Origin of the sequence: Propioniciclava sinopodophylli (assembly GCF_004324755.1) — a bacterium.
Taxonomy (GTDB): Bacteria; Actinomycetota; Actinomycetes; order Propionibacteriales; family Propionibacteriaceae; genus Propioniciclava; species Propioniciclava sinopodophylli.
This window is the reverse complement of record NZ_SDMQ01000010.1, coordinates 1-19960: the sequence shown is the minus strand read 5'-3', so window position 1 is coordinate 19960 and position 19960 is coordinate 1. Positions and strand designations below refer to the sequence as shown.

Genomic DNA, 19960 nt, shown 5'->3' with positions numbered 1-19960 from the left:
CCCGATTCGGCGGCTGTGGACAACTCGCCCCACCCTGCCCCGCCATCCACAGGCCAACGACGTGGTGGGATGACGCCCCGGGTCAGGCCGGGACGATGCTCACCATCTTGGGCAGGCGCACGATGACCTTGGCAACCTCCCGGCCCGCCAGGGCGCGCTGGACGCCTTCGTTGGCCAGCGCCGCAGCGGTCGCGTCCTCCTCCGACACGTCGGCGGGCAGCTCGAGCTTGCCGCGCACCTTGCCGGCGACCTGCACGACGACCGTGACCGACTCCTGCACCAGCAGGGCGGGGTCGGCGTCCGGCCACGTGGAGCGGGCGACCGAGGGGGCATGCCCCAACATCTCCCACATCTCCTCGCCCAGGTAGGGCGCGACCAGGCTCAGCGCCTGCGCGATGAACTCGGCGGCCTCGCGGACGGCCGGGTCCGACGCACCCGGGCCGGCGTCGATGGCCTTGCGGGTGTGGTTGACCAGCTCCATGATGCGGGCGACCAGAACGTTGTAGCGCTGGTCCTCGACGGCCTCGCTGATGGCAGCCATGGAGGCGTGCGTCCCCTTGCGGACGCCCGCGTCACCGGTCGCCGGGTCGACCCCGACCTCCGAGGACACGTCGGCGGCCACCCGGTACGCCCGGGCCAGGAACTTGCTCGTGGAGGACGGGGACATGGCCGTCCAGTCGATGTCGTCCTCCGGCGGCCCGGCGAACACGATCGCCGTGCGGATGGCGTCCACGCCGTGCAGGTCGATCTGCTCGCCCAGGTCGACGCCGTTGCCCAGCGACTTGGACATCGCCTTGCCGCCGTTGGTGACCTGGCCCTGGTTCATCAGGCGCGTGAAGGGCTCGGTGAAGTCGATCAGCCCGGCGTCGTGGATGACCTTGGTGAAGAACCGGCTGTACAGCAGGTGCAGGATGGCGTGTTCGACGCCACCGACGTACTGGTCGACCGGCGCCCAGCGCTTCACGGCGTCCACGTCGAACGCCGCTCTCTCGTCGTTCGGCGAGCAGTAGCGGAAGTAGTACCAGGACGAGTCGACGAACGTGTCCATCGTGTCGGTGTCGCGCTCGGCCGGGCCACCACAGCTCGGGCAGGCCACCTCGCGCCACGCGCGCGCCGCCTCGGACGCCAGCGGCGAGGTCCCCTTCGGGGCCAGGTCGGCGCCCTTCAGGTTGGGCAGCGTCACCGGCAGCTGGTCCTCGGGCACCGGCACCTCGCCGCACGCGGCACAGTGGATGACCGGGATCGGGCAGCCCCAGAAGCGCTGGCGGCTCAGCAGCCAGTCGCGCAGGCGGAACGTGATGGCCGGCTTGCCCGTGCCGGCCTCGGCCAGCCGCTCGGTGATGCGGGCCACGCCCGAGACCTTGTCCGTCAGCCCGTCCAGGTCGCCTGAGTTCACGTAGGTGCCGTCGCCGGACGTGGCGACGTAGGTCTCCTCCGGGTTCGGCTCGCCGGTGTCGATCACCCGGCGAACCGGCAGGCCGAGGGCCTTGGCGAAGTCCAGGTCGCGCTGATCGTGCGCGGGCACCGCCATGACGGCACCGGTGCCGTAGTCGGCCAGCACGTAGTCCGCCGCGTAGACCGGCAGCTTCTCGCCGTTGACGGGGTTGGTGGCGTACCGGCCCAGGAACACGCCCGTCTTGGGGCGGTCGGTCGACTGGCGCTCGATCTCGGATGCCGCGCGCGTCTTCTCCAGGTACGCCTCGAACTCGGCCCGCTGGGAGTCGGCGACGATCTCGGACGCCAGGGCGGCGTCCGGCGCGACGACGAAGAAGGTGGCGCCGTACAGCGTGTCGGGGCGCGTGGTGAAGACGGTCACCGGCTCGTCGCGGCCCTCGACGACGAAGTCGACGAAGGCGCCCTCGGAGCGACCGATCCAGTTGCGCTGCATGGCCAGCACGCGGTCGGGCCAGTTGCCCTCCAGCGCCTTCATGTCGTCCAGCAGGCGCTGGGCGTAGTCGGTGATCTTGAAGTACCACTGCGTCAGGTTGCGCTTGGTGACGGCGGTGCCGCAGCGCTCGCAGGCGCCCTGGACGACCTGCTCGTTGGCCAGCACGGTCTGGTCGTTGGGGCACCAGTTCACCGGCGAGCTCTTGCGGTAGGCCAGCCCGCGCGAGTGGGACAGCTGGAACAGCCACTGCGTCCAGCGGTAGTACTCCGGGTCGGAGGTGTGCAGGCGGCGCGTCCAGTCGAAGCTCAGGCCGTACCGCTTGAACGAGGCCGCCTGGGTCTCGATGTTGGCGTACGTCCACTCGGCGGGGTGCGCGTTGCGGGCGATGGCAGCGTTCTCGGCAGGCAGCCCGAAGGAATCCCAGCCGATCGGGTGCATGACGTCGTAGCCGCGCATCAGCCAGTAGCGGCCCGCGATGTCGCCCATGACGAACGCCTCCGCGTGCCCCATGTGGAGGTCGCCCGAGGGGTAGGGGAACATGTCGAGCACGTAGCGGCGCTCCGCGGAGCCGTCGTCCCGGGCGACGAACGTGCCGTCGGCCTCCCAGAACTTCTGCCAGCGCTCCTGCGCGGCGGCTGCGTCATACGTGCGGGCGGACTCCATGGTGGTGGTTCTCCTCGTGGACGGATCTCGACTCTTGGCATGAAAAAGCCCCTGCGTGCCGGTTGGGCATGTCAGGGGCGCCGCGTCACCGGGTGGGGTGCGCGGCTAGCCAAGAAGTCGCTGGCTCGTGGTGCGCTCCATGCGCGCCAGCATAGACCACCCGACCCTTCAGCCCAGCGCCGCGTCCAGCTCGGCGCGGGTCGGCGGGTCGGCCCCCTCGCGCTCGCACACCAGCGCCGCGGCCGCGGCCCCGCGGCGCAGGGCGTCCGCCAGCGGCAGGCCCGCCACGACGAGGGCGTCCAGCATCCCGGCCATGAACGTGTCGCCAGCCCCGATCGTGTCGACCAGGGCCACCGACGGGCTCGGCACGGACGCCACGCCCTCGGGACCCGCCGCCACCGCGCCGTCGGGCCCCCGGGTGACCACGGCCCACGTCGCGCCGTAGCGCTCCCTCAGCGCCACCACCAGTGCCTCGGGGTCGGTGGGCAGGCCGGACGCCCCCGCCAACAGCTCGAAGTCTTCGTCCGAGCCCTTGACCAGGCCACCCCGCTGCCCGACCGCGACGAGCCACGGCTCGACCAGCGCCCAGTACGCCGCCAGGTCGGGCAGGACGGTGGGCCGGACGTTCACGTCCAGCGACAGGGGCCCCGACCCGGCGCGCACCCAATCCAGCAGGGCGGTGCGGCCGGGGCCGACCACCGTCACCAGCGAGGCGACGTGCAGCCAGTCGTCGGCCCCCAGCTCCGGGAGTTCGTCCGCGCGCCAGCCGAAGTTGGCCGTGCCCGCGAAGTGGAAGGTGTAGGACGCCTTGCCCGCCTCGTCGAGGCTGACCACGGCCAGCGAGGTCGGCTGCGGGGCGTCCACGGCCAGGGCGGTGCCCACGCCGTTGGCGGCCAGGTGGCGGCGCAACTGCCCGGCGAACGCGTCGTCGCCGAGGCGCCCGAGGAACTCCACGGGGTTGCCCAGGCGGGCCAGCCCGATGGCCGTGTTCATCGGCCCGCCGGCCGACAACGCCCGCCAGCCGGACGCCCGCGTGTCACCGGCCGGAGCTGTCGGCACGAGGTCGATGAGGGACTCGCCGCACACCACGATTCGTCGCATGACCCGCATGCTAGGCCCCTCAGGACGCTTCCGGGACGCGCAGCGCCAACTGCCGGGCGCGAACCTCCTCCCACATGTGGGGGTGGACAGCGTCGGCGATGACCGCCTCCAGCATCTCGATCCACTCCCCCGGCCCGGGCCGGCCCTCCAGCGCCTCGAGGCAGATCGACGCGATCGCCCCCTCGCCCGCCACCCAGCCCGCCAACGCGAGGGCCACCAGCGCACCGCCCGCGCAGTTCGGGACGCCGGACTGCACCACCTGGGCCCACAACCCGATCCGTGCGTCGGCGTTGTCGCTTGTGGTCAACAGCAGCGCCTCGTCCAGGAAGGCGGCCTCGTGCGTGGCCAGGCACAGGACCGTCGCCTCGTCGATGTCCAGGTCACCGGGCGCGTCGTCGTGACCCGCCACCAGGGCGCGCGCCTCGGCGACGAGGCAGCCCAGGGTGGCGAAGCTCTCGGCGACCCGCTCCAGCGACGCCGTCACCTCGGCCGGTGTCCGGGCCGGCTCCACCAGCCGGGCCAGCTCGGCGCGGGAGTGGCGCACCGGGCGTCCGTCGTAGGCGGCGCGGGCGAGATGGACGCTGCCGAGCCGGTCGTACGGCGTCCCGCTGTCGTGAGGGTCCTCGTACCACCGCTCGCCGTCGGCGTGCAGCAGGGTGCGCCCGCAGTGCCCGGGCATCGCGTCGGCGACATCATCGAGGGCCCACCACGCGCGGTCGGGGTCGTCGCTGTAGGCGATGACGATGTGATCGCCGTGTGGCACCTTTCGCCACACGGCGCGGAGGGCCGCCGCCGTTCCGTGGCCGCCGGGCAGGTCGAGGTCGACGCGGGCGGTCAGCACGACCGAGCCCGCCTCGATGGAGATGACCACCACCGACTCGGTGGGGTGGAAGCCCAAGAAGGTGGGCACGACCTCCACGAGGTCGGTCAGGGAGCGCAGCGTCTGGGGGTGGGATGTGTCCGTCATGCACCGACAAGAGGCGGTCCGGGCGCGATCCCGTCACCGTGTTCCGGTTGTCCACAGGCCCCCCCCTGCGCGCCGTTGGCTGTCCACACCCCTCCCGGTACGCTCGCTCCCATGACCCAGCCGTGGCAGCAGGACCCGTACCAGCGGCGTCCTGTCGACATCGACGCCTACGCGCCCCCGAAGCGTTCCGGCGGCGGCTGGTGGTTCGCCCTCATCGGTCTCGTCGCGGTCGGCGCCGTCCTCGCGGCCCTGTTCCTGCGCCCGCCGGCCCAGCGCACTGACCCTCCCTCTCCGACGGCGACCACCCCGGCGGCCGAGGCCGCCGCCGGGCCCGGCATGCCCTTCACGATGCCCGGCAGCACGCAGAGCCACGGCCGGTGGGAGATGATCGAGCACACGTGGACCAGCGACGGCGTCATCGTGCGCGTCCGGGTGACCGCCGACTCCGGCCGCGTCAGCTACGGGTTCGTGGCGTTCTCCAACACGGGCACCGACGTGTACGAGCCGGGCTCCGGCGCGCCCGAGCCGGAGATCGGCTCCGGCACGCTGACGGCCGGCCAGTCCATCGAGGGCCACCTGTTCCTGCAGCTGCCGCAGGGCGACGCGACCCTGATCCTCACCACCGCTCAGGGCCGGCAGATGTCGGCTCTCCCGATCCCGGGTTGATGCGTCGACCTCGGCCTGAGCACCGACGTCCGTCGCACATAACGAACCGATCACGATTCCGGCCCCGGCCGGGCCCGACCCCTCACGCTGCGTGAGACCGGGCCCCGGCCGGGGCCGACCGTTTGTAGCATGCGCTGACATCCGCTCGCTTCCCAGGGCGGTCGACCAGGAGAAGACACATGAAGCGCATCCTCACCGGCCTCGCGGCCGCGACGGTTGGCCTCGCCATGCTCGCCGGCTGCTCGGGCGGCGCGGGCACGGCCCAGGCACCGCAGGGCGACACCATCAAGATCGGCTTGAACTACGAGCTGTCCGGCGACGTCGCCACCTACGGTGAGGCGAGCGTTCAGGGCATCGAGCTGGCGGCCGAGGAGGTCAACGCCGCCGGCGGCATCGACGGCAAGAAGATCGAGCTCGTCAAGTACGACACCAAGTCGGACGCCGCCGAGGCCACCACGCTGGCCACCAAGCTCATGACGCAGGACAAGGTCATCACGGTCATCGGCCCGGCCACCTCCGGCGGCATGAAGGCCACGATCCCCGTGGCCGAGCGCCAGAAGGTCCCGGTGGTCTCCGGCTCCGCGACCGCCGACGACGTGACGGTGGACGGCAACGGCGTCAAGCAGTTCGCGTTCCGCACCTGCTTCAACGACTCCTTCCAGGGCACCGCCGCCGCCAACTACGCGGTGAAGAAGTTCAGCGCCAAGAAGGCCGTCATCCTTCGCGACAGCTCCAGCGACTACTCCAAGGGCCTGGCGGACGCCTTCCGCGAGACCTTCACCGCCGGTGGCGGCGAGATCGTGTCGGAGGATGCCTACGCCAAGGGCGCGGACAACTTCAACGCGGTCATGACCAAGTTCAAGGGCCAGCAGTTCGACGTCATCTACCTGCCCGGCTACTACACCGAGGCCGGGAAGGCCATCAAGCAGGCCCGCGACCTCGGCGTCACCCAGCCGATCCTCGGTGGCGACGGCTTCGACTCCCCCGTGCTCGCCGAGCAGGCCGGCGCGCAGCTGAAGGACGTGTACTTCACCAACCACTACAGCTCGGCCGACCAGGACCCGAAGGTCCAGGACTTCATCAAGGCCTTCGAGGCGAAGTACTCCGCCGAGCCGAACGCGTTCAACGCCCTGGGCTACGACACCTTGAAGTTCGTCGCCGACGGCGTCTCCCGCGCCACCGAGAAGACCGGTGAGGGCGTCCAAAGGGCCCTGGCCGAGACCAAGGGCTTCGCCGGCGTCACCGGCACCTTCGACGTGGACGAGAACCACAACCCGGTCAAGGCGGTCGTGTTCATCGGCTACGACAAGGACGGGAAGCTCTTCTCCGAGAAGGGCTGACCGCTCACACAGGACACCTCGACGAGGAGTGGGGCGGCGCGTCCGCCCCACTCCTCGCCCGATCCGGGGGGAGACTCGACACCCGTGGAGCAACTGGCACAACAGCTCGTCAACGGCCTCGCGCTGGGGAGCATCTACGCCCTCATCGCGCTGGGCTACACGATGGTCTACGGCATCATCCAGCTCATCAACTTCGCCCACGGCGACGTGTACATGGTCGGCGCCTACGTCGGCTACTTCTGCATGGTCCACCTGAACCTGGGCTTCGTGGAGTCGCTGGTCATCGCCATGGCCGTGTGCACCGTGCTGGGCGTGGTCATCGAGCGGGTGGCGTACAAACCCCTGCGCAAGTCGACCCGCATCGCGGTGCTGATCACCGCGATCGGTGTCTCGCTGCTGCTCGAGTACACGATGATGTTCTTCGTCGGCGCCGACACCCGCACCTACGGCGTCCTGCCCCCGTTCATGGAGCAGAGCTTCAACGTCGGCGGCGTCCTCATCACCATGAAGCAGATCATCATCATCGGCGTCTCGGTGCTCCTCATGGTCGTCCTGCAGTACATCGTGCGGCGCACCAAGGTCGGTAAGGCCATGCGCGCCGTCTCTCAGGACGCCGACGCGGCTCGCCTGATGGGCATCAGCGTCGACAACACGATCTCCTTCACGTTCGCGCTGGGCTCCGCACTGGCCGGCGCGGCCGGCGTGCTGGTCGGCGTCTACTACAACGCGATCAATCCCCTCATGGGCGTGCTGCCCGGCCTCAAGGCGTTCATCGCCGCCGTGTTCGGCGGCATCGGCCTGATCCCCGGCGCGCTGCTCGGCGGCTACTTCATCGGCGCCGCCGAGACGCTCGTCTCCGGCTACTGGTCGAGCCTCTACACCGACGCGGTGGTGTTCGGCATCCTGATCCTGGTGCTGATCTTCAAGCCGACCGGCCTGCTGGGCTCCAACGTCCGGGAGAAGGTGTGATGAAGAACCCCCTCGTCCGCCAGGCGCTCACCCTGTGGGTGCCGCTGGTCCTCACCTACGTCATCGTGCTGCTGCTCGTGCAGGCCGGCGTGGTCGACGCCTACATGCAGGTCACGATCGCCACCATCTGCATCAACATCGTGCTGGCCGTCTCCCTCAACCTCATCACGGGGTTCACCGGCCAGTTCTCCCTCGGCCACGCCGGCTTCATGGCCATCGGCGCGTACGCGACAGCGCTGGTCACGATGCGCTTCGACTCCATCGTGGGCTTCATCGGCGGCCTGCTGCTGGGCGGCATCATCGCCGCGCTGGTCGGCTTCCTGATCGGCCTCCCGACGCTGCGCCTGCGCGGCGACTACATCGCCATCGCCACCCTCGGCATGGCCGAGATCATCCGCATCCTGCTGCAGAACTTCGAGTTCACCAACGGCGCCGCGGGGCTGTCCCCGGTGCCGCAATACATGGACTGGACGTGGTTCTTCGTCCTGACCGTCGGCTCGGTCATGCTGATCCGCAACTTCGTCCGCTCCCGCCAGGGCCGCGACGCCATCGCCGTCCGCGAGGACGAGATCGCCGCCGAGTCCATCGGCGTCAACACCACCCGCTCGAAGGTGCTCGCCTTCACGATCGGCGCCTTCTTCGGCGGCGTCGCGGGCGGCATGTACGCCTCGTACTTCTACGTGATCAAGCCCGAGCAGTTCGGCTTCCTGAAGTCGATCGACATCCTCGTCATCGTGGTGCTGGGCGGTCTGGGCTCCCTGTCGGGCTCGGTCATCGCCGCATTCCTGCTGGCGATCATCTCCACGCTGCTGCAGCCGTTCCCCGGAGTCCGGATGATCCTGTACGCCCTGTTGCTGATCGTGATCATGATCTTCCGTCCCCAGGGCCTGCTCGGCAACCGCGAACTGTCGCTGCGGTTACTGCCCGGGCTCAGGAAGCGACGACGGGACGACGCCGGAACGGAGGCGGCATGAGCATCCTCGACGTGAAGCAGCTCACCCGCAGCTTCGGTGGCCTCACCGCGGTCTCCCACGTCGACCTCACCCTCGACCAGGGCGAGCTCGTCGGCCTGATCGGCCCCAACGGCGCCGGCAAGACCACCGTGTTCAACCTGCTGACTGGCGTCTACCCGCCGAGCTCGGGCACGATCGTGTTCAGCGCGCACGGCCAGACCACCTCGATCGGCGGCAAGGCCCCCTACGCCATCTGCCGCGCCGGGATCGGTCGCACGTTCCAGAACATCCGGCTCTTCAAGGAGCTCACGGTGCTGGAGAACGTGATGATCGCCTTCCAGCAGAACCAGCGCTACCCCCTGCCGACCTCGCTGCTGCGCCTGCCGGGCTTCGGCAGGGCGGAGGACGAGATCCGCGACGGTGCGCGCGAGTTGCTCGAGGTCATGCACCTGGGCCACAAGGCCGAGGAGTACGCGGTCAACCTCTCCTACGGCGAGCAGCGCCACCTGGAGATCGCCCGCGCGTTGGCCACCCGGCCCACGCTGCTCCTGCTGGACGAGCCGGCCGCCGGCATGAACCCGACCGAGACGGCGAACCTGACCCGGCTCATCACCCAGATCCGCCAGGACTTCGGGCTCACCATCCTGCTCATCGAGCACGACATGAGCCTGGTCATGCAGATCTGCGAGCGCATCTACGTCCTCGACCACGGCATCGTGATCGCGTCCGGCACGCCGGACGAGGTGCGCTCCGACCCCAAGGTGATCGAGGCCTACCTGGGCGAGGAGGTCGACCATGCTTGAGATCAAGGACCTGGAGGTGGGTTTCGGCGGCATCACGGCGCTGAAGGGCATCTCCCTGTCGGTGGCCGAAGGCGAGATCGTCACGCTCATCGGCGCCAACGGCGCAGGCAAGACCACCACCCTGCGCACCGTGTCGGGGCTCGTGAGGCCCCGGGCGGGCAAGATCCTGGTCGACGGCCAGGACGTGACCCGCCTGTCCGCCCAGGCCCGCGTGAAGCGTGGCTTGGTGCAGGTGCCCGAGGGGCGCCGCGTCTTCCCGCAGATGTCGGTGCTGGAGAACCTCGAACTGGGCGCCTACCTGCGCAAGGACGCCAAGTCCGTGGCCTCCGACCTGGACGACGTGTTCGCCCGGTTCCCCCGCCTGGCGGACCGTCGCAAGCAGCACGCCGGCACCCTCTCGGGCGGCGAGCAGCAGATGCTGGCCATCGGCCGCGCGCTGATGAGCCGGCCGCAGATCCTCCTGCTGGACGAGCCGTCGATGGGCCTGGCCCCCCTGCTGGTGCAGGAGATCTTCTCGATCGTCAGCGAGATCAACGCCGGTGGCACGACGGTGCTGCTGGTGGAGCAGAATGCCAACATGGCCCTCCAGATCGCCCACCGCGGCTACGTCCTGGAGACCGGCAAGATCGTGCTGGCCGGCACCGCTGCCGAGCTCACCAGCACCGACGAAGTCAAGCGCGCCTACCTCGGAGGATGAGCATGTTCGTGAAGAACAAGATGACCGCCAACCCGTGGACGGTCCGGGCCGACGCCACGATCCCCGAGGCGATCGCCACGATGAAGGACCGCCACGTCCGGCACCTGCCGGTGATGGACGCCGGCCGCGTCGTCGGGGTCATCTCCGCGGGCGACATCGACGCCAACCTGCCGTCGAAGGCGACCTCCCTGTCGGTCAACGAGGTCACCTACCTGATCAACAAGCTGAGCGTGGCCAAGGTGATGTCCCGTGACCCGATCACCATCGGCTCCGACGCCCTGCTGGAGCAGGCGGCCGTGGTGATGCGCGAGGCGAAGATCGAGATGCTTCCCGTGGTCGACGACGGACGCCTCGTCGGCGTCATCACCGAGTCCGACGTGCTGGACGCCTTCATCGAGATCATGGGCTTCCGCGACCACGGCGCCCGGCTGGTGATCGGCGCCCCGGACGTCCCCGGCGCGCTGGCCCGCCTGGGTGCGGTCACTGGCAAGCACGGGGCCAACATCCAGCACCTGGCGGTCTACCGCGGCTCGGGCGAGACCTCGGACGTGGTCCTCGGCATCAACACCCCCGACACGGCCGAACTTGAGGCCGACCTCGCCGAGGCGGGCTTCGTCGTCCGCGGCCGACTGGAGAACGCCTGAGCGACGTCCGCGGTGCGGCCCGATTTGGCGCAATCCCGATTCGGGGGTAAAGTTCCTCTTCGTTCCGCACCGGGACATTGGGGCTATGGCGCAGTTGGTAGCGCGCTTCCATGGCATGGAAGAGGCCAGGGGTTCGAATCCCCTTAGCTCCACCGAGAATCCCGTCCAGCCCCCGGCTGGGCGGGATTTCACGTTGTCAGCACGTACCGTCAAGGAGAGCCCCATGGCCACACCGCACATCGCCGCCGAGCCCGGCCAGATCGCCCCGCTCGTCCTCATGCCGGGCGACCCCAAGCGCGCTGCGCGCATCGCCGCCGAGCATCTCGAGGGCGCCGAGCTGGTCTCCGACGTCCGCGGCATCGGCTGCTGGACGGGCACCTGGCAGGGCACCCCGATGAGCGTGATGGCCTCGGGCATGGGCGTCCCTTCGGTGTCGATCTACGCCACCGAGCTGTTCCGGTTCTACGGCGTGCAGCGCATCGTCCGCGTCGGCACCTGCGGCGGCATGTCCGACAAGGTCGCCGTCGGCGACACGATCGTCGCCACGGCCGCCCACACCAACGCATCCCTGTCGACGCTGTTCGTGCCCGGCATCTCCCTGTCGTGGACGGCGTCCTACCCGCTGCTGCGCGGGGCCATGGACGCCGCGGCCACCCTCACCGACGCGACCGTGCACACCGGCCCGGTCTACTGCTCCGACCACTTCTACTTCGCCAACCCTGACATCATCGGCGGGCTGGCCAAGTACGGCACCCTGGGCGTCGAGATGGAGTCGGCCGGCCTGTACGCGTGCGCGGCAGCCGAGGGCGGCGAGGCCCTGACGGTGCTGACTGTCAGCGACCATCTGTTCGACGGGTCGCAGGACATGACCAGCGAGCAGCGCGAGACCCTGTATGCGAACTCCGTCCGCATCGCCGCGGCCGCGCTGCTGGCCTGACGCGGCGGTGGCGCGTCAGCGCGAAGAGGGCGACGCCAGCGGGCCGCTGTGGCCCACCACGACGTTGTTGTAGCTCTGGAGGCGCCAGCGTTCGTTGTGGTCGAGGATCGTCCAGGAGCAGTTCCACAGGCCGCTGATCGCGAACGAGGCGTCCAGGCCCAGGCCGAGGAACAGGCACATCCCCACGCGCAGCGCGAGGCCGTGCCCGACGACGAAAGTCGTCTCGCGCGGGTGCGCCTCCGCAAGCTCGTGCAGCACCGCGGCGACGCGCTCCCCCGCCTCGGCGGCAGTCTCGCCGGTCTCGGAGCGGCGGAAGTCGCGGCCAGAGTGCAGCGCCTCCTCGAACCAGGGGTTCTCGGCGGCGACCTCGACCGACGTGCGGCCCTGCCACGACCCGACGTCGATCTCCCGCAGGCGTTCGTCCACCGACACCCCCACGCCGGATGCCGTGGCGATGGCGTCCGCGGTCGCACGCGCCCGCAGCAGGTCGGACGTGACGATGCGGGCGGCCTTCAGACGGACGAGGCGCTCGGCGAGAGCGTCCGCCTGCGAGCGCCCGATGCGGTTGAGGGGCACGTCCTGTTGCCCCTGGAAGCGCCCGGCGGCATTGGAGTCGGTCTGGCCGTGGCGGACGAGCACCAGCTTGGTGCGCGGCGTCGCGTCCACGTCAGGAGGCGTCGACCGCTGCGGCCTCGTCGACGCGCAGCTCGATTGCCGGGCAGTCGCGCCACAGGCGCTCCAGCGAGTACAGCTGGCGCTCCTCGGCGTGCTGGATGTGGGCGACGAGGTCGCCGAAGTCGAGCAGCACCCAGCGGTTCTCGCCCTCGCCCTCGCGGCGCAGCACCTTCGAGCCGTCCTTGTGCAGCGCCTCCTCGATGCCGTCGGCGACGGCACCGACCTGCCGCTCGTTGGCGGCGGTCACGATGAGGAAGACGTCGGTGAGGGCCAGTCGCTCCGACACGTCGAAGGCCACCAGGTCGGTGGCCTGCTTGTTCGCGGCCGCCTGGGCGGCCAGCTGGGTGAGGTGGAGCGCGTGGTCAGTCGCCGCCATGAATCTCCTTGTCACCGGGGCCTTCGCGGTAGAGGCCCCGCTTGCTGATGTACTGGACGATACCGTCCGGCACCAAGTACCAGGTGGGCAGGCCGGACGCCGTGCGCTCGCGGCACGCGGTCGAGCTGATCGACAGCGCGGGGATCTCGATGAGCGTGACCTTGTCGGCCGGCAGATGCGCGATGTCCTTCTCGTCGAGCTCGACACCCGGGCGCGAGACGCCGACGAAGTGGGCGAGCTCGAACAACTCCTCAGCGCCGCGCCACGTGAGGATCTGGCTCAGGGCGTCCGCACCGGTGATGAAGTACAGCTGGGTCTCGGGGCCGCGCACGCGCCGCAGGTCGCGGAGGGTGTCGACGGTGTAGGTGTCGCCGGGACGGTCGACGTCCACGCGGCTGACGGAGAACTGAGGGTTGGAGGCCGTGGCGATGACCGTCATCAGGTAACGGTCCTCGGCCGGGGAAACCTTCTTGTGCGCCTTCTGCCACGGCTGCCCGGTGGGGACGAAGACGACCTCGTCGAGGTCGAAGCGTGCGGCGACCTCACTGGCGGCCACGAGGTGGCCGTGGTGGATGGGGTCGAAGGTGCCACCCATGACGCCCAGGCGCCACGCGGGCCGGCCGACTCCGTCGGCCAGGCCGGTCGAGGTCATTCGCGCTCGGCGACGGCGTGGGGACGGGCTGAGCCGAAGCCCAGGACGATGCCGAGCAGACTGGCCAGGCCAAGGAAGACGACGATGCCGGTGATGATGGCGCCGGTTGGGTCACCGTGACCGGCGGCTTCGAGCAGGAGGGTCATGGAGGGGAGCATAGCGAAAGACGCTCCGGCCCCCCGCACGGCGCACACCTTCGGGAGAGCAGAGAAGCGGGAGCAGGCCGGGAGCTGGTGGCCTACGACCGCGAGTGGTCCTCGCTGATGGTGCCCAAGCCGTCGCCCGGATCGACCGGGCCCGGGCCCGACCGGACAGGGGCCGGACGCCGCACCTCACGCGCGCGTCTGGCCCCGTCCCGTCACCACGTACTTGGTGGAGGTCATCTCCGGCAGGGCCATGGGGCCGCGGGCGTGGAGCTTCTGGGTGGAGATGCCGATCTCGGCGCCGAAGCCGAACTCGCCCCCGTCCACGAACCGGCTGGACGCGTTGACCAGCACGGCCGCGGCGTCCACCTCGGCAACGAACCGGTCGGCCGCGACGAGGTCGGAGGTGACGATCGTCTCGGAGTGGCCGGTGGTGTGCTCGCGGATGTGCTCGATCGCGGCGTCCAGGTCGTCGACGACGGCCGCGGCGAGGTCGAGGCTGAGGTACTCCTCGTCGAACTCGTCCTCGCGGGCGGGCAGGACCGCGTCGGAATAGCTGCGCACGGCGTCCGTGCCGTGGACGGTCACGCCGGCGTCCGCCAGCGCGGCGAGCGCCCTGGGCAGGAACGTCGGGGCGGCGTCCGCGTGCACGAGCAGGGTCTCCAGCGCGTTGCAGACGCTGGGCCGCTGGACCTTGGCGTTGAGCAGGATGTCGAGGGCCATGTCCTGGTCGGCGGACGCGTCGACGAACAGGTGGCAGTTGCCGGTGCCGGTCTCGATGACGGGCACCTTGGAGCCCTCGACGACCGCGTTGATCAGGCCGGCGCCGCCGCGCGGGATGAGCACGTCGACCAGGCCGCGGGCCGCCATCATCTCGGCTGTGACCGAGCGGTCGCCCTCGACGAGCTGAACGGCGTCCTCGGGCAGGCCGGCGTCCGCGACGCCCTCGCGGAGGGCGACCATGATCGCCCGGTTGGACGCCAGCGTGGAACTGGAGCCGCGGAGCAGGGCGGCGTTGCCGGACTTCAGCGCGATGCCCGCGGCGTCGGCGGTGACGTTGGGGCGCGCCTCGTAGATGATGCCGACCACGCCGAACGGCACCCGCACCTGGCGGACGCTCACCCCGTTGGGGTTCGTCCAACCGCGCACGACGTCGCCGACGGGGTCGGGCAGCCCGGCGAGCTGGCGCAGGCCGTCGGCCATGGCGCCCAAGCGCTCGGGCGTGAGGCGCAGGCGGTCGATCAGGGCGCGGGTCGTTCCGGACGCCTCGGCCGCGGCCACGTCGGCGGCGTTCGCGGCGAGGATCGCCTCCTGGGCGTCGAGGAGGCGCACCGCCATGGCGTGCAGCGCGGCGTCCTTGGTGGCCCGGGACGCCGTGGCGAGCGTGCGCGCCGCCCCCTTGGCTGCGCGGGCCCTTCTGTCGAAAGTCATGGGCGCCATCGTATCGCCGGGCCTCGGACGCCGAACGTGACGGCCGCCGGAGCGGACGCTCCCGACGAGTCCTCAGCCCCGGAACCTCTTGCGCAGGATAAGAGCGTCGCGGTGCACGAGCTCGCGCTCGAACTCGGGGCCGCGCTCGGCCGCCAGCTGCCGCGTCGAGCGTCCCATCATGGTGGGCAGGTCAGTGGCGGCGTAGTTGACCAGACCGTGGCCGATCAGCTCGCCGTCGGGTCCGTCGAGGCGGACGGGGTCGCTGGCGTGGAAGTCCCCGGCGAACCCGGTCACGCCGGCGGGCAGCAGGGACGCCCCGCGCTCGACGACGGCGCGCACGGCCCCGGCGTCCAGAGTCAGGACGCCCTCGACCTTGGACGCGTACGCCAGCCAGAGCATCTTGCGGGAGCGGCGGCGCCCGGACGAGTGGAACAGGGTGCCGACCGGCTCGCCGGCCAGGGCGGCGGCCACGTCGGTCGCGGACGCCAGCACCGTCGTCACCCCGGCGTGGGTGGCGATGCGGGCGGCCTCCAGCTTGGTGGCCATGCCGCCGGTGCCCACGCTCGAGCCCCCCTTGCTCGTGTCGACGACGAGGTCGTCCACCTCGGTCACGTCGGTGATGCGCCTGGCGCCCGGACGCGAGGGGTGGTCGCTGTACAGGGCGTCCACGTCGGAGAGCAGGAAGAGCGCGTCGGCCTGCACTACGTGGGCGACCAACGCGGCGAGGCGGTCGTTGTCGCCGAAGCGCAGCTCGTTGGTGGCGACGGTGTCGTTCTCGTTCACGATCGGCACGGCGCCCAGTTCGAGCAGCCGGGTGAAGGTGCGCAGGGCGTTGGAGTAGGACGCCTGGCGTGAGATGTCCTCGACGGTGAGCAGCACCTGCCCGACGGTCAGCCGGTGAGCGGCGAACAGGGACGTGTAGCGGGCCAGCAGCAGGCCCTGCCCCACCGACGCGGCCGCCTGCCGGGTGGCGAGGTCGCGCGGCTTGGCGCGCATGCCGAGGGGGTCCAGCCCGGCGGCCACGGCTCCCGAGGAGACCACGATGACCTCCCGGTCGGACGCGCGGGCCGCGGCGATGGCGTCCACCAGCGCGTTCATGTGCGCCATGTCGATGCGCCCGTGCGCGTCGGTCAGCGACGAGCTGCCGACCTTCACCACGATCCGCCGCGCCTCCGCGACGGACCGCCGGATGGCGGCACCCACCGTCAGTCCTCCTCGTTGAAGTCCACGCGCCAGCTCTGCTTCGGGTCGCGCGGCAGGCCCTCGGCGGCGGCCTTGGCCGCGTGGTACTCGGCGTCCAGTTCACGGCGTCGGGTGACCGATGCGCGCTCGCTGTGGAGGCGATCGTCGTCGCCCCGGCGCGTGAGCAGCTCGGCGCCGGACTGCATCTGCGGCGCGAAGTCGAACACGACGGGGTCGTCGCCGGCGCCGATGGCGACCGCGTCGCCCTCGCGCGCGCCGATGCGCAGCAGCTCGTCCTCGATGCCGAGGCGGGTGAAGCGGTCGGCCAGGTAGCCGACGGCCTCGGGGTTGGTGAAGTCGGTCTGCTTGACCCAGCGCTCGGGCTTGGCGCCCTCGACGCGCCACACGAAGCCGCCCTGTCCATCCCCCATGCGGCGGATGGTGAACTCACGGCCGGTGCCGGCCACGGGCGCCGGCCGGATGACGATGCGCTGCGCCTCGGCCTTCGGCTGGGCGGCGCGGCGCTCGCGGACGAGTTCGGCCATCGCGAACGTGAGGGCCTGCAGGCCCTCGGACGACTTGGTGGAGGTGCGGAAGACCTTCAGCCCGCGGGCCTCGATCTCGGGGGCGACGATGTCGGCCAGGTCGGCGGCGTCGGGGATGTCGACCTTGTTGAGGGCGACCAGGCGCGGGCGGTCCTCCAGGCCGCCGTGCGCGGCGAGCTCGCCCTCGATGATGTCGAGGTCGGTGACCGGGTCGCGGCCGGGCTCGTAGGTGGCGCAGTCGATGACGTGGACGATGGCCTGGCAGCGCTCGATGTGGCGCAGGAAGTCGAAGCCCAGCCCGCGGCCCTCGGACGCTCCCTCGATGAGGCCGGGCACGTCGGCCACGGTGTAGGTGGTCTCCCCCGCCACGACGACGCCCAGGTTCGGCACCAGCGTGGTGAACGGGTAGTCGGCGATCTTCGGCCGCGCGCGCGAGATCGCGGCGATCAGCGACGACTTGCCGGCGCTGGGGAAGCCCACCAGCCCGACGTCGGCCAGCACCTTGAGCTCGAGCAGGATCGTGCGCTGCTCGCCCTCCTCGCCCAGCAGGGCGAAGCCGGGCGCCTTGCGCGCCGAAGTTGCCAGCGCGGCATTGCCGAGGCCGCCCTTGCCGCCCGCGGCGACCACGATCTCGTCGCCCTCGCCGACCAAGTCCGCCAGCACCTCGCCGGTGTCGGCGTCCGAGACCACAGTGCCCTCAGGCACGGCCAGGATGATGTCGCCGCCGTTCGCGCCCTGCTTGTGGTCCCCCTCGCCGGGCTGGCCGTTGGTGGCGCGGCGCTGCGACTGGCGGTGGTAGTCGACGAGCGTGGTCAGTCCCGGGTCGACCCGCAGGACGACCGACCCGCCGTTGCCACCGTTGCCCCCGTCGGGGCCGCCCAGCGGCTTGAACTTCTCGCGGTGCACCGACGTGCAGCCGTGGCCGCCGTTGCCACCGGACACGCGCAGGGTCGCGCGGTCGACGAAGGACGGGATGGCCATGATGTTCTCCGGTCAGGCAGGCGACGGACGGACCTGTGGATTCTACCGGGTCACGCCTGCGGCCACTCCGCGGGTTCTCCTGACGCCGTGCGGCGCGGGCGGTTTGCGAGGTGGTCGGCCACGGCGCGCTCCAGGTTCGCCGCGGCGTTCGCGAGGGCCTGGGGCAGCGACTGGCCGTCGGGCGTGATGCCGACGATCGCGGCGACGCGCCCGTCGGCGCGCAGCGCGTCGGCGTCCGGGGCCACCCGCCCGCCGAACAGCACCACCGGGACGCCCTGCGCCCCGGCCACGTCCGCGACCCCGGCAGGCGTCTTGCCCGACAGCGTCTGGGCATCGATGGACCCCTCGCCGGACAGCACGAGGTCGGCGCCTGCGACGGTGTCGTGGAACCCCACCGTGTCGCAGACGAGTTCGATGCCCGGCACCAGCTCGGCGCCGGCGAAGGCCAGCAGCGCGAAGCCCAGCCCGCCCGCGGCACCGGCGCCCGGGGCGTCCGCCACCGCCGCGTGCCCGGACAGCTCGGCGAGCCGGGCCAAGGTCGCGTCGAGTCTGGTCACCAGCTCCGGGGTCGTGGCGCCCTTCTGCGGGCCGAACACTGCCGAGGCCCCGCGCTCACCGAGCAGCGGGTTGTCCACGTCGCACGCGACCCTGACGCGGGCGTCCACGAGGCGCGGGTCGAGGCCCGTTGCATCCACGGAGGCCAGGTCGGCCAACCCGGCTGGGGTGGTCGCCAGCACCCTGCCGCCGGCGTCGAGGAACCGGACGCCGAGCTCGGCCAGCATGCCGGCGCCGCCGTCGTTGGTGGCCGAGCCGCCCAGGCCGATGACCAGGGTGGTCGCGCCGGCGTCCAGCGCGGCACGGACGAGCTGCCCGACCCCGCGGGTGTCGGAGGCCAGGATGTCGCGGTCGTCGTCGGCGATGGCCTCCAGCCCGGAGGCGCTGGCCATCTCGAAGGCGGCGACGTCGCCGGCCAGGGCGAGGCGGCCGGTCGCGGGGCGGCCCCGGGCGTCCTGCACGGGGACGTCGACCACGCGCGCGCCGAGGGCGTCCGCGATCGCGTCGGTGAAGCCCTCGCCCCCGTCCGACAGCGGCACCTCGACGGCCTCGGCGTCCGGCCACACGGCGCGGACCCCGCGCGCCATCGCGGCGGCCGCTTCCGCGGCCGTCAGCGAGTGCTTGAACGAGTCCGGGGCACAGACGATGCGCATGGGGCGCTCCCTCACGGTCGGCCGCGGAACGCATCCATCACGCGGCGCTCCTTCTTGGTCGGACGCCCCGTGCCCCGGTCGCGGACGGCGACCTTGCCGGCCATCTCGGGGATGGGCGGGGGCTTGGCGGGCGTGTGGTCGAGGTAGGCCTGGGTCGCCAGCGAGGCCCCCACCCGCTTGGTGAGGAAGGGGTCGACGACCTCGACGATGCGCTCCTCGTCGCCCCGGCGCACGCGGATGGTGTCGCCGGTCGCGACGGGCTGGGCGGCCTTGGCGGGCTTGTCGTTCACACGCACGTGACCTCCGCGGACGCCCGCCGTCGCGTCCGAACGCGTCCGGTAGAGGCGCACGGACCACAACCACGCGTCCAGCCGAGCCATGCGGGCAGCCTAGTAGGACAGCCCGTGGCCCAGCCGCCAGACGTTGCCGTCCGTGTCGGTGTGGGCGTCCGTCAGGCCCTGAGGCATGTCCTGCTCCTTGGCATGGCCTCGACCCAACAGCTGGGCCACCTGTCGAGCCGTCAGGTCGGGACGCAACACCAGCGCATCCTCTTCCGGGGTGAAGGGTCCCGATCGGGTCGCAGCCACACGATCCGCTGCCGCGGCAGCTCGAGCAGCAGCGTTGATCTTGTCCCGCTGCGTGTGGCTGTAGATCACCGCGCGACGCTTGTTCCGGTCCCGGTTCTCCTCCGCATACACACGGTCCTGAGCGACCGCAGCAGGGTTCCGGCGTCGCCACCGCTTCATCACCACCGCATGCACCGACCGGCCCACCAGCTCGGCCACCTCGACATCACTCGCAGGGCCGTCCAAGAGGGCAAGCTCGTCCGGAGTCCACCTCTGGCGACTCACAGCAACACCCGCCGGACGAACAGACGCACTGCACAGCGGACCACGGTCGGCTCCTCGGAATTGGGGGCGTCAGCCAGAAGAGACACCAACAGGGTAGGCCCATCAACGAGAACGCCGCGAGAGACTGGGTGCAAGCCAACACTGACCGTCAGTCGCTCATCGCGGCATGACCGGCCGAGGCATGATGGCCGTGTGACTGGGCCGAGGCAGACGCGACAGGGTGCTGAGCACCAGCGACGCTCCGTGGAGCGTGGAGCAGTGGCCGTGGGGCTGGCAGGGCTGGCCGCC

General features: G+C 71.1%; 21 protein-coding genes and 1 tRNA gene. 9 read left to right on the top strand and 13 right to left on the bottom strand.

What is annotated here, in order from left to right; translation table 11 throughout:
- Nucleotides 1-82 precede the first annotated feature (82 nt).
- The 3 genes from leuS to ET989_RS10405 all read right to left on the bottom strand — a co-directional run bounded on the left by leuS (nucleotide 83) and on the right by ET989_RS10405 (nucleotide 4619).
- Nucleotides 83-2551 carry a leucine--tRNA ligase gene (leuS, locus tag ET989_RS10415; protein ID WP_131168668.1) on the bottom strand — a complete coding sequence of 823 codons (2469 nt, stop codon included), beginning with the start codon at nucleotides 2549-2551 and terminating at the stop codon, nucleotides 83-85.
- A gap of 168 nt (nucleotides 2552-2719) precedes the next feature.
- Entirely contained in the window at nucleotides 2720-3652 is a 933-nt protein-coding gene (locus tag ET989_RS10410) for a PfkB family carbohydrate kinase (RefSeq protein WP_165490127.1), read from the bottom strand.
- 19 nt (nucleotides 3653-3671) lie between these two features.
- The gene (locus ET989_RS10405; RefSeq protein ID WP_131168664.1) at nucleotides 3672-4619 is read right to left on the bottom strand and encodes a DUF4192 domain-containing protein; all 948 of its coding nucleotides are present in this window, start codon (nucleotides 4617-4619) and stop codon (nucleotides 3672-3674) included.
- A 111-nt stretch (nucleotides 4620-4730) separates the two neighbouring features.
- Between ET989_RS10405 and ET989_RS10400 the strand changes: the two genes are divergently transcribed.
- The 9 genes from ET989_RS10400 (at nucleotide 4731) to ET989_RS10360 (ending at nucleotide 11628) form a co-directional block, all read left to right on the top strand.
- Nucleotides 4731-5285 (top strand): hypothetical protein, encoded by a 555-nt coding sequence (locus ET989_RS10400; RefSeq protein ID WP_131168662.1) that lies wholly within the window; start codon nucleotides 4731-4733, stop codon nucleotides 5283-5285.
- 179 nt (nucleotides 5286-5464) lie between these two features.
- Complete coding sequence (locus ET989_RS10395; RefSeq protein ID WP_131168660.1) at nucleotides 5465-6625, top strand: ABC transporter substrate-binding protein; 1161 nt, start codon at nucleotides 5465-5467, stop codon at nucleotides 6623-6625.
- 84 nt (nucleotides 6626-6709) lie between these two features.
- The gene (locus ET989_RS10390; protein ID WP_131168658.1) at nucleotides 6710-7594 is read left to right on the top strand and encodes a branched-chain amino acid ABC transporter permease; all 885 of its coding nucleotides are present in this window, start codon (nucleotides 6710-6712) and stop codon (nucleotides 7592-7594) included.
- Entirely contained in the window at nucleotides 7594-8568 is a 975-nt protein-coding gene (locus tag ET989_RS10385) for a branched-chain amino acid ABC transporter permease (protein ID WP_131168656.1), read from the top strand. The genes ET989_RS10390 and ET989_RS10385 overlap by 1 nt, the downstream gene beginning before the upstream one ends.
- On the top strand, nucleotides 8565-9350 hold the full coding sequence (locus ET989_RS10380) for an ABC transporter ATP-binding protein (RefSeq protein WP_131168654.1): 786 nt from the start codon (nucleotides 8565-8567) through the stop codon (nucleotides 9348-9350). Before ET989_RS10385 ends, ET989_RS10380 begins: the two co-directional genes overlap by 4 nt.
- Nucleotides 9343-10047: an ABC transporter ATP-binding protein gene (locus tag ET989_RS10375; RefSeq protein ID WP_131168652.1), complete on the top strand. Its 705-nt coding sequence runs from the start codon at nucleotides 9343-9345 to the stop codon at nucleotides 10045-10047. The genes ET989_RS10380 and ET989_RS10375 overlap by 8 nt, the downstream gene beginning before the upstream one ends.
- 2 nt (nucleotides 10048-10049) lie before the next feature.
- Complete coding sequence (locus ET989_RS10370; RefSeq protein ID WP_131168650.1) at nucleotides 10050-10691, top strand: CBS and ACT domain-containing protein; 642 nt, start codon at nucleotides 10050-10052, stop codon at nucleotides 10689-10691.
- Between the two features lie 79 nt (nucleotides 10692-10770).
- A tRNA-Ala gene (locus ET989_RS10365) sits at nucleotides 10771-10843 on the top strand.
- 71 nt (nucleotides 10844-10914) lie between these two features.
- Nucleotides 10915-11628 (top strand): purine-nucleoside phosphorylase, encoded by a 714-nt coding sequence (locus tag ET989_RS10360; RefSeq protein ID WP_131168648.1) that lies wholly within the window; start codon nucleotides 10915-10917, stop codon nucleotides 11626-11628.
- 15 nt (nucleotides 11629-11643) lie between these two features.
- On the opposite strand, the gene ET989_RS10355 is transcribed toward ET989_RS10360, so the two are convergent.
- From ET989_RS10355 to ET989_RS10315, 10 genes are all read right to left on the bottom strand, one after another.
- The gene (locus tag ET989_RS10355; RefSeq protein WP_131168646.1) at nucleotides 11644-12294 is read right to left on the bottom strand and encodes a histidine phosphatase family protein; all 651 of its coding nucleotides are present in this window, start codon (nucleotides 12292-12294) and stop codon (nucleotides 11644-11646) included.
- Between the two features lies 1 nt (nucleotide 12295).
- The gene (rsfS, locus tag ET989_RS10350; protein WP_131168644.1) at nucleotides 12296-12679 is read right to left on the bottom strand and encodes a ribosome silencing factor; all 384 of its coding nucleotides are present in this window, start codon (nucleotides 12677-12679) and stop codon (nucleotides 12296-12298) included.
- Nucleotides 12666-13331 (bottom strand): nicotinate-nucleotide adenylyltransferase, encoded by a 666-nt coding sequence (nadD, locus tag ET989_RS10345; RefSeq protein ID WP_131168642.1) that lies wholly within the window; start codon nucleotides 13329-13331, stop codon nucleotides 12666-12668. The genes rsfS and nadD overlap by 14 nt, the downstream gene beginning before the upstream one ends.
- Nucleotides 13328-13477, bottom strand: a complete 150-nt coding sequence (locus ET989_RS14960) for a hypothetical protein (protein WP_165490126.1) — start codon at nucleotides 13475-13477, stop codon at nucleotides 13328-13330. The genes nadD and ET989_RS14960 overlap by 4 nt, the downstream gene beginning before the upstream one ends.
- A 186-nt stretch (nucleotides 13478-13663) precedes the next feature.
- Entirely contained in the window at nucleotides 13664-14905 is a 1242-nt protein-coding gene (locus tag ET989_RS10340; RefSeq protein ID WP_131168640.1) for a glutamate-5-semialdehyde dehydrogenase, read from the bottom strand.
- Nucleotides 14906-14977: 72 nt separating this feature from the next.
- The gene (gene proB, locus ET989_RS10335; RefSeq protein WP_206662310.1) at nucleotides 14978-16108 is read right to left on the bottom strand and encodes a glutamate 5-kinase; all 1131 of its coding nucleotides are present in this window, start codon (nucleotides 16106-16108) and stop codon (nucleotides 14978-14980) included.
- 2 nt (nucleotides 16109-16110) lie between these two features.
- Complete coding sequence (gene obgE / locus ET989_RS10330) at nucleotides 16111-17613, bottom strand: GTPase ObgE (RefSeq protein WP_131168638.1); 1503 nt, start codon at nucleotides 17611-17613, stop codon at nucleotides 16111-16113.
- Nucleotides 17614-17663: 50 nt separating this feature from the next.
- The gene (locus ET989_RS10325) at nucleotides 17664-18821 is read right to left on the bottom strand and encodes a glycerate kinase (RefSeq protein WP_131168636.1); all 1158 of its coding nucleotides are present in this window, start codon (nucleotides 18819-18821) and stop codon (nucleotides 17664-17666) included.
- Nucleotides 18822-18832: 11 nt separating this feature from the next.
- On the bottom strand, nucleotides 18833-19201 hold the full coding sequence (locus tag ET989_RS10320; protein ID WP_131168634.1) for an RNA-binding S4 domain-containing protein: 369 nt from the start codon (nucleotides 19199-19201) through the stop codon (nucleotides 18833-18835).
- 9 nt (nucleotides 19202-19210) lie between these two features.
- Nucleotides 19211-19606, bottom strand: a complete 396-nt coding sequence (locus ET989_RS10315) for a hypothetical protein (protein WP_131168632.1) — start codon at nucleotides 19604-19606, stop codon at nucleotides 19211-19213.
- Between the last annotated feature and the right edge of the window lie 354 nt (nucleotides 19607-19960).

Coding starts and splice junctions, on each gene's coding strand:
- leuS (WP_131168668.1), bottom strand. CDS start 2,551: ATGGAGTCCGCCCGCACGTATGACGCAGCCGCCGCGCAGGAGCGCTGG.
- ET989_RS10410 (WP_165490127.1), bottom strand. CDS start 3,652: ATGCGACGAATCGTGGTGTGCGGCGAGTCCCTCATCGACCTCGTGCCG.
- ET989_RS10405 (WP_131168664.1), bottom strand. CDS start 4,619: ATGACGGACACATCCCACCCCCAGACGCTGCGCTCCCTGACCGACCTC.
- ET989_RS10400 (WP_131168662.1), top strand. CDS start 4,731: ATGACCCAGCCGTGGCAGCAGGACCCGTACCAGCGGCGTCCTGTCGAC.
- ET989_RS10395 (WP_131168660.1), top strand. CDS start 5,465: ATGAAGCGCATCCTCACCGGCCTCGCGGCCGCGACGGTTGGCCTCGCC.
- ET989_RS10385 (WP_131168656.1), top strand. CDS start 7,594: ATGAAGAACCCCCTCGTCCGCCAGGCGCTCACCCTGTGGGTGCCGCTG.
- ET989_RS10380 (WP_131168654.1), top strand. CDS start 8,565: ATGAGCATCCTCGACGTGAAGCAGCTCACCCGCAGCTTCGGTGGCCTC.
- ET989_RS10375 (WP_131168652.1), top strand. CDS start 9,343: ATGCTTGAGATCAAGGACCTGGAGGTGGGTTTCGGCGGCATCACGGCG.
- ET989_RS10370 (WP_131168650.1), top strand. CDS start 10,050: ATGTTCGTGAAGAACAAGATGACCGCCAACCCGTGGACGGTCCGGGCC.
- ET989_RS10360 (WP_131168648.1), top strand. CDS start 10,915: ATGGCCACACCGCACATCGCCGCCGAGCCCGGCCAGATCGCCCCGCTC.
- rsfS (WP_131168644.1), bottom strand. CDS start 12,679: ATGGCGGCGACTGACCACGCGCTCCACCTCACCCAGCTGGCCGCCCAG.
- nadD (WP_131168642.1), bottom strand. CDS start 13,331: ATGACCTCGACCGGCCTGGCCGACGGAGTCGGCCGGCCCGCGTGGCGC.
- ET989_RS14960 (WP_165490126.1), bottom strand. CDS start 13,477: ATGACCCTCCTGCTCGAAGCCGCCGGTCACGGTGACCCAACCGGCGCC.
- ET989_RS10340 (WP_131168640.1), bottom strand. CDS start 14,905: ATGACTTTCGACAGAAGGGCCCGCGCAGCCAAGGGGGCGGCGCGCACG.
- obgE (WP_131168638.1), bottom strand. CDS start 17,613: ATGGCCATCCCGTCCTTCGTCGACCGCGCGACCCTGCGCGTGTCCGGT.
- ET989_RS10325 (WP_131168636.1), bottom strand. CDS start 18,821: ATGCGCATCGTCTGTGCCCCGGACTCGTTCAAGCACTCGCTGACGGCC.
- ET989_RS10320 (WP_131168634.1), bottom strand. CDS start 19,201: ATGGCTCGGCTGGACGCGTGGTTGTGGTCCGTGCGCCTCTACCGGACG.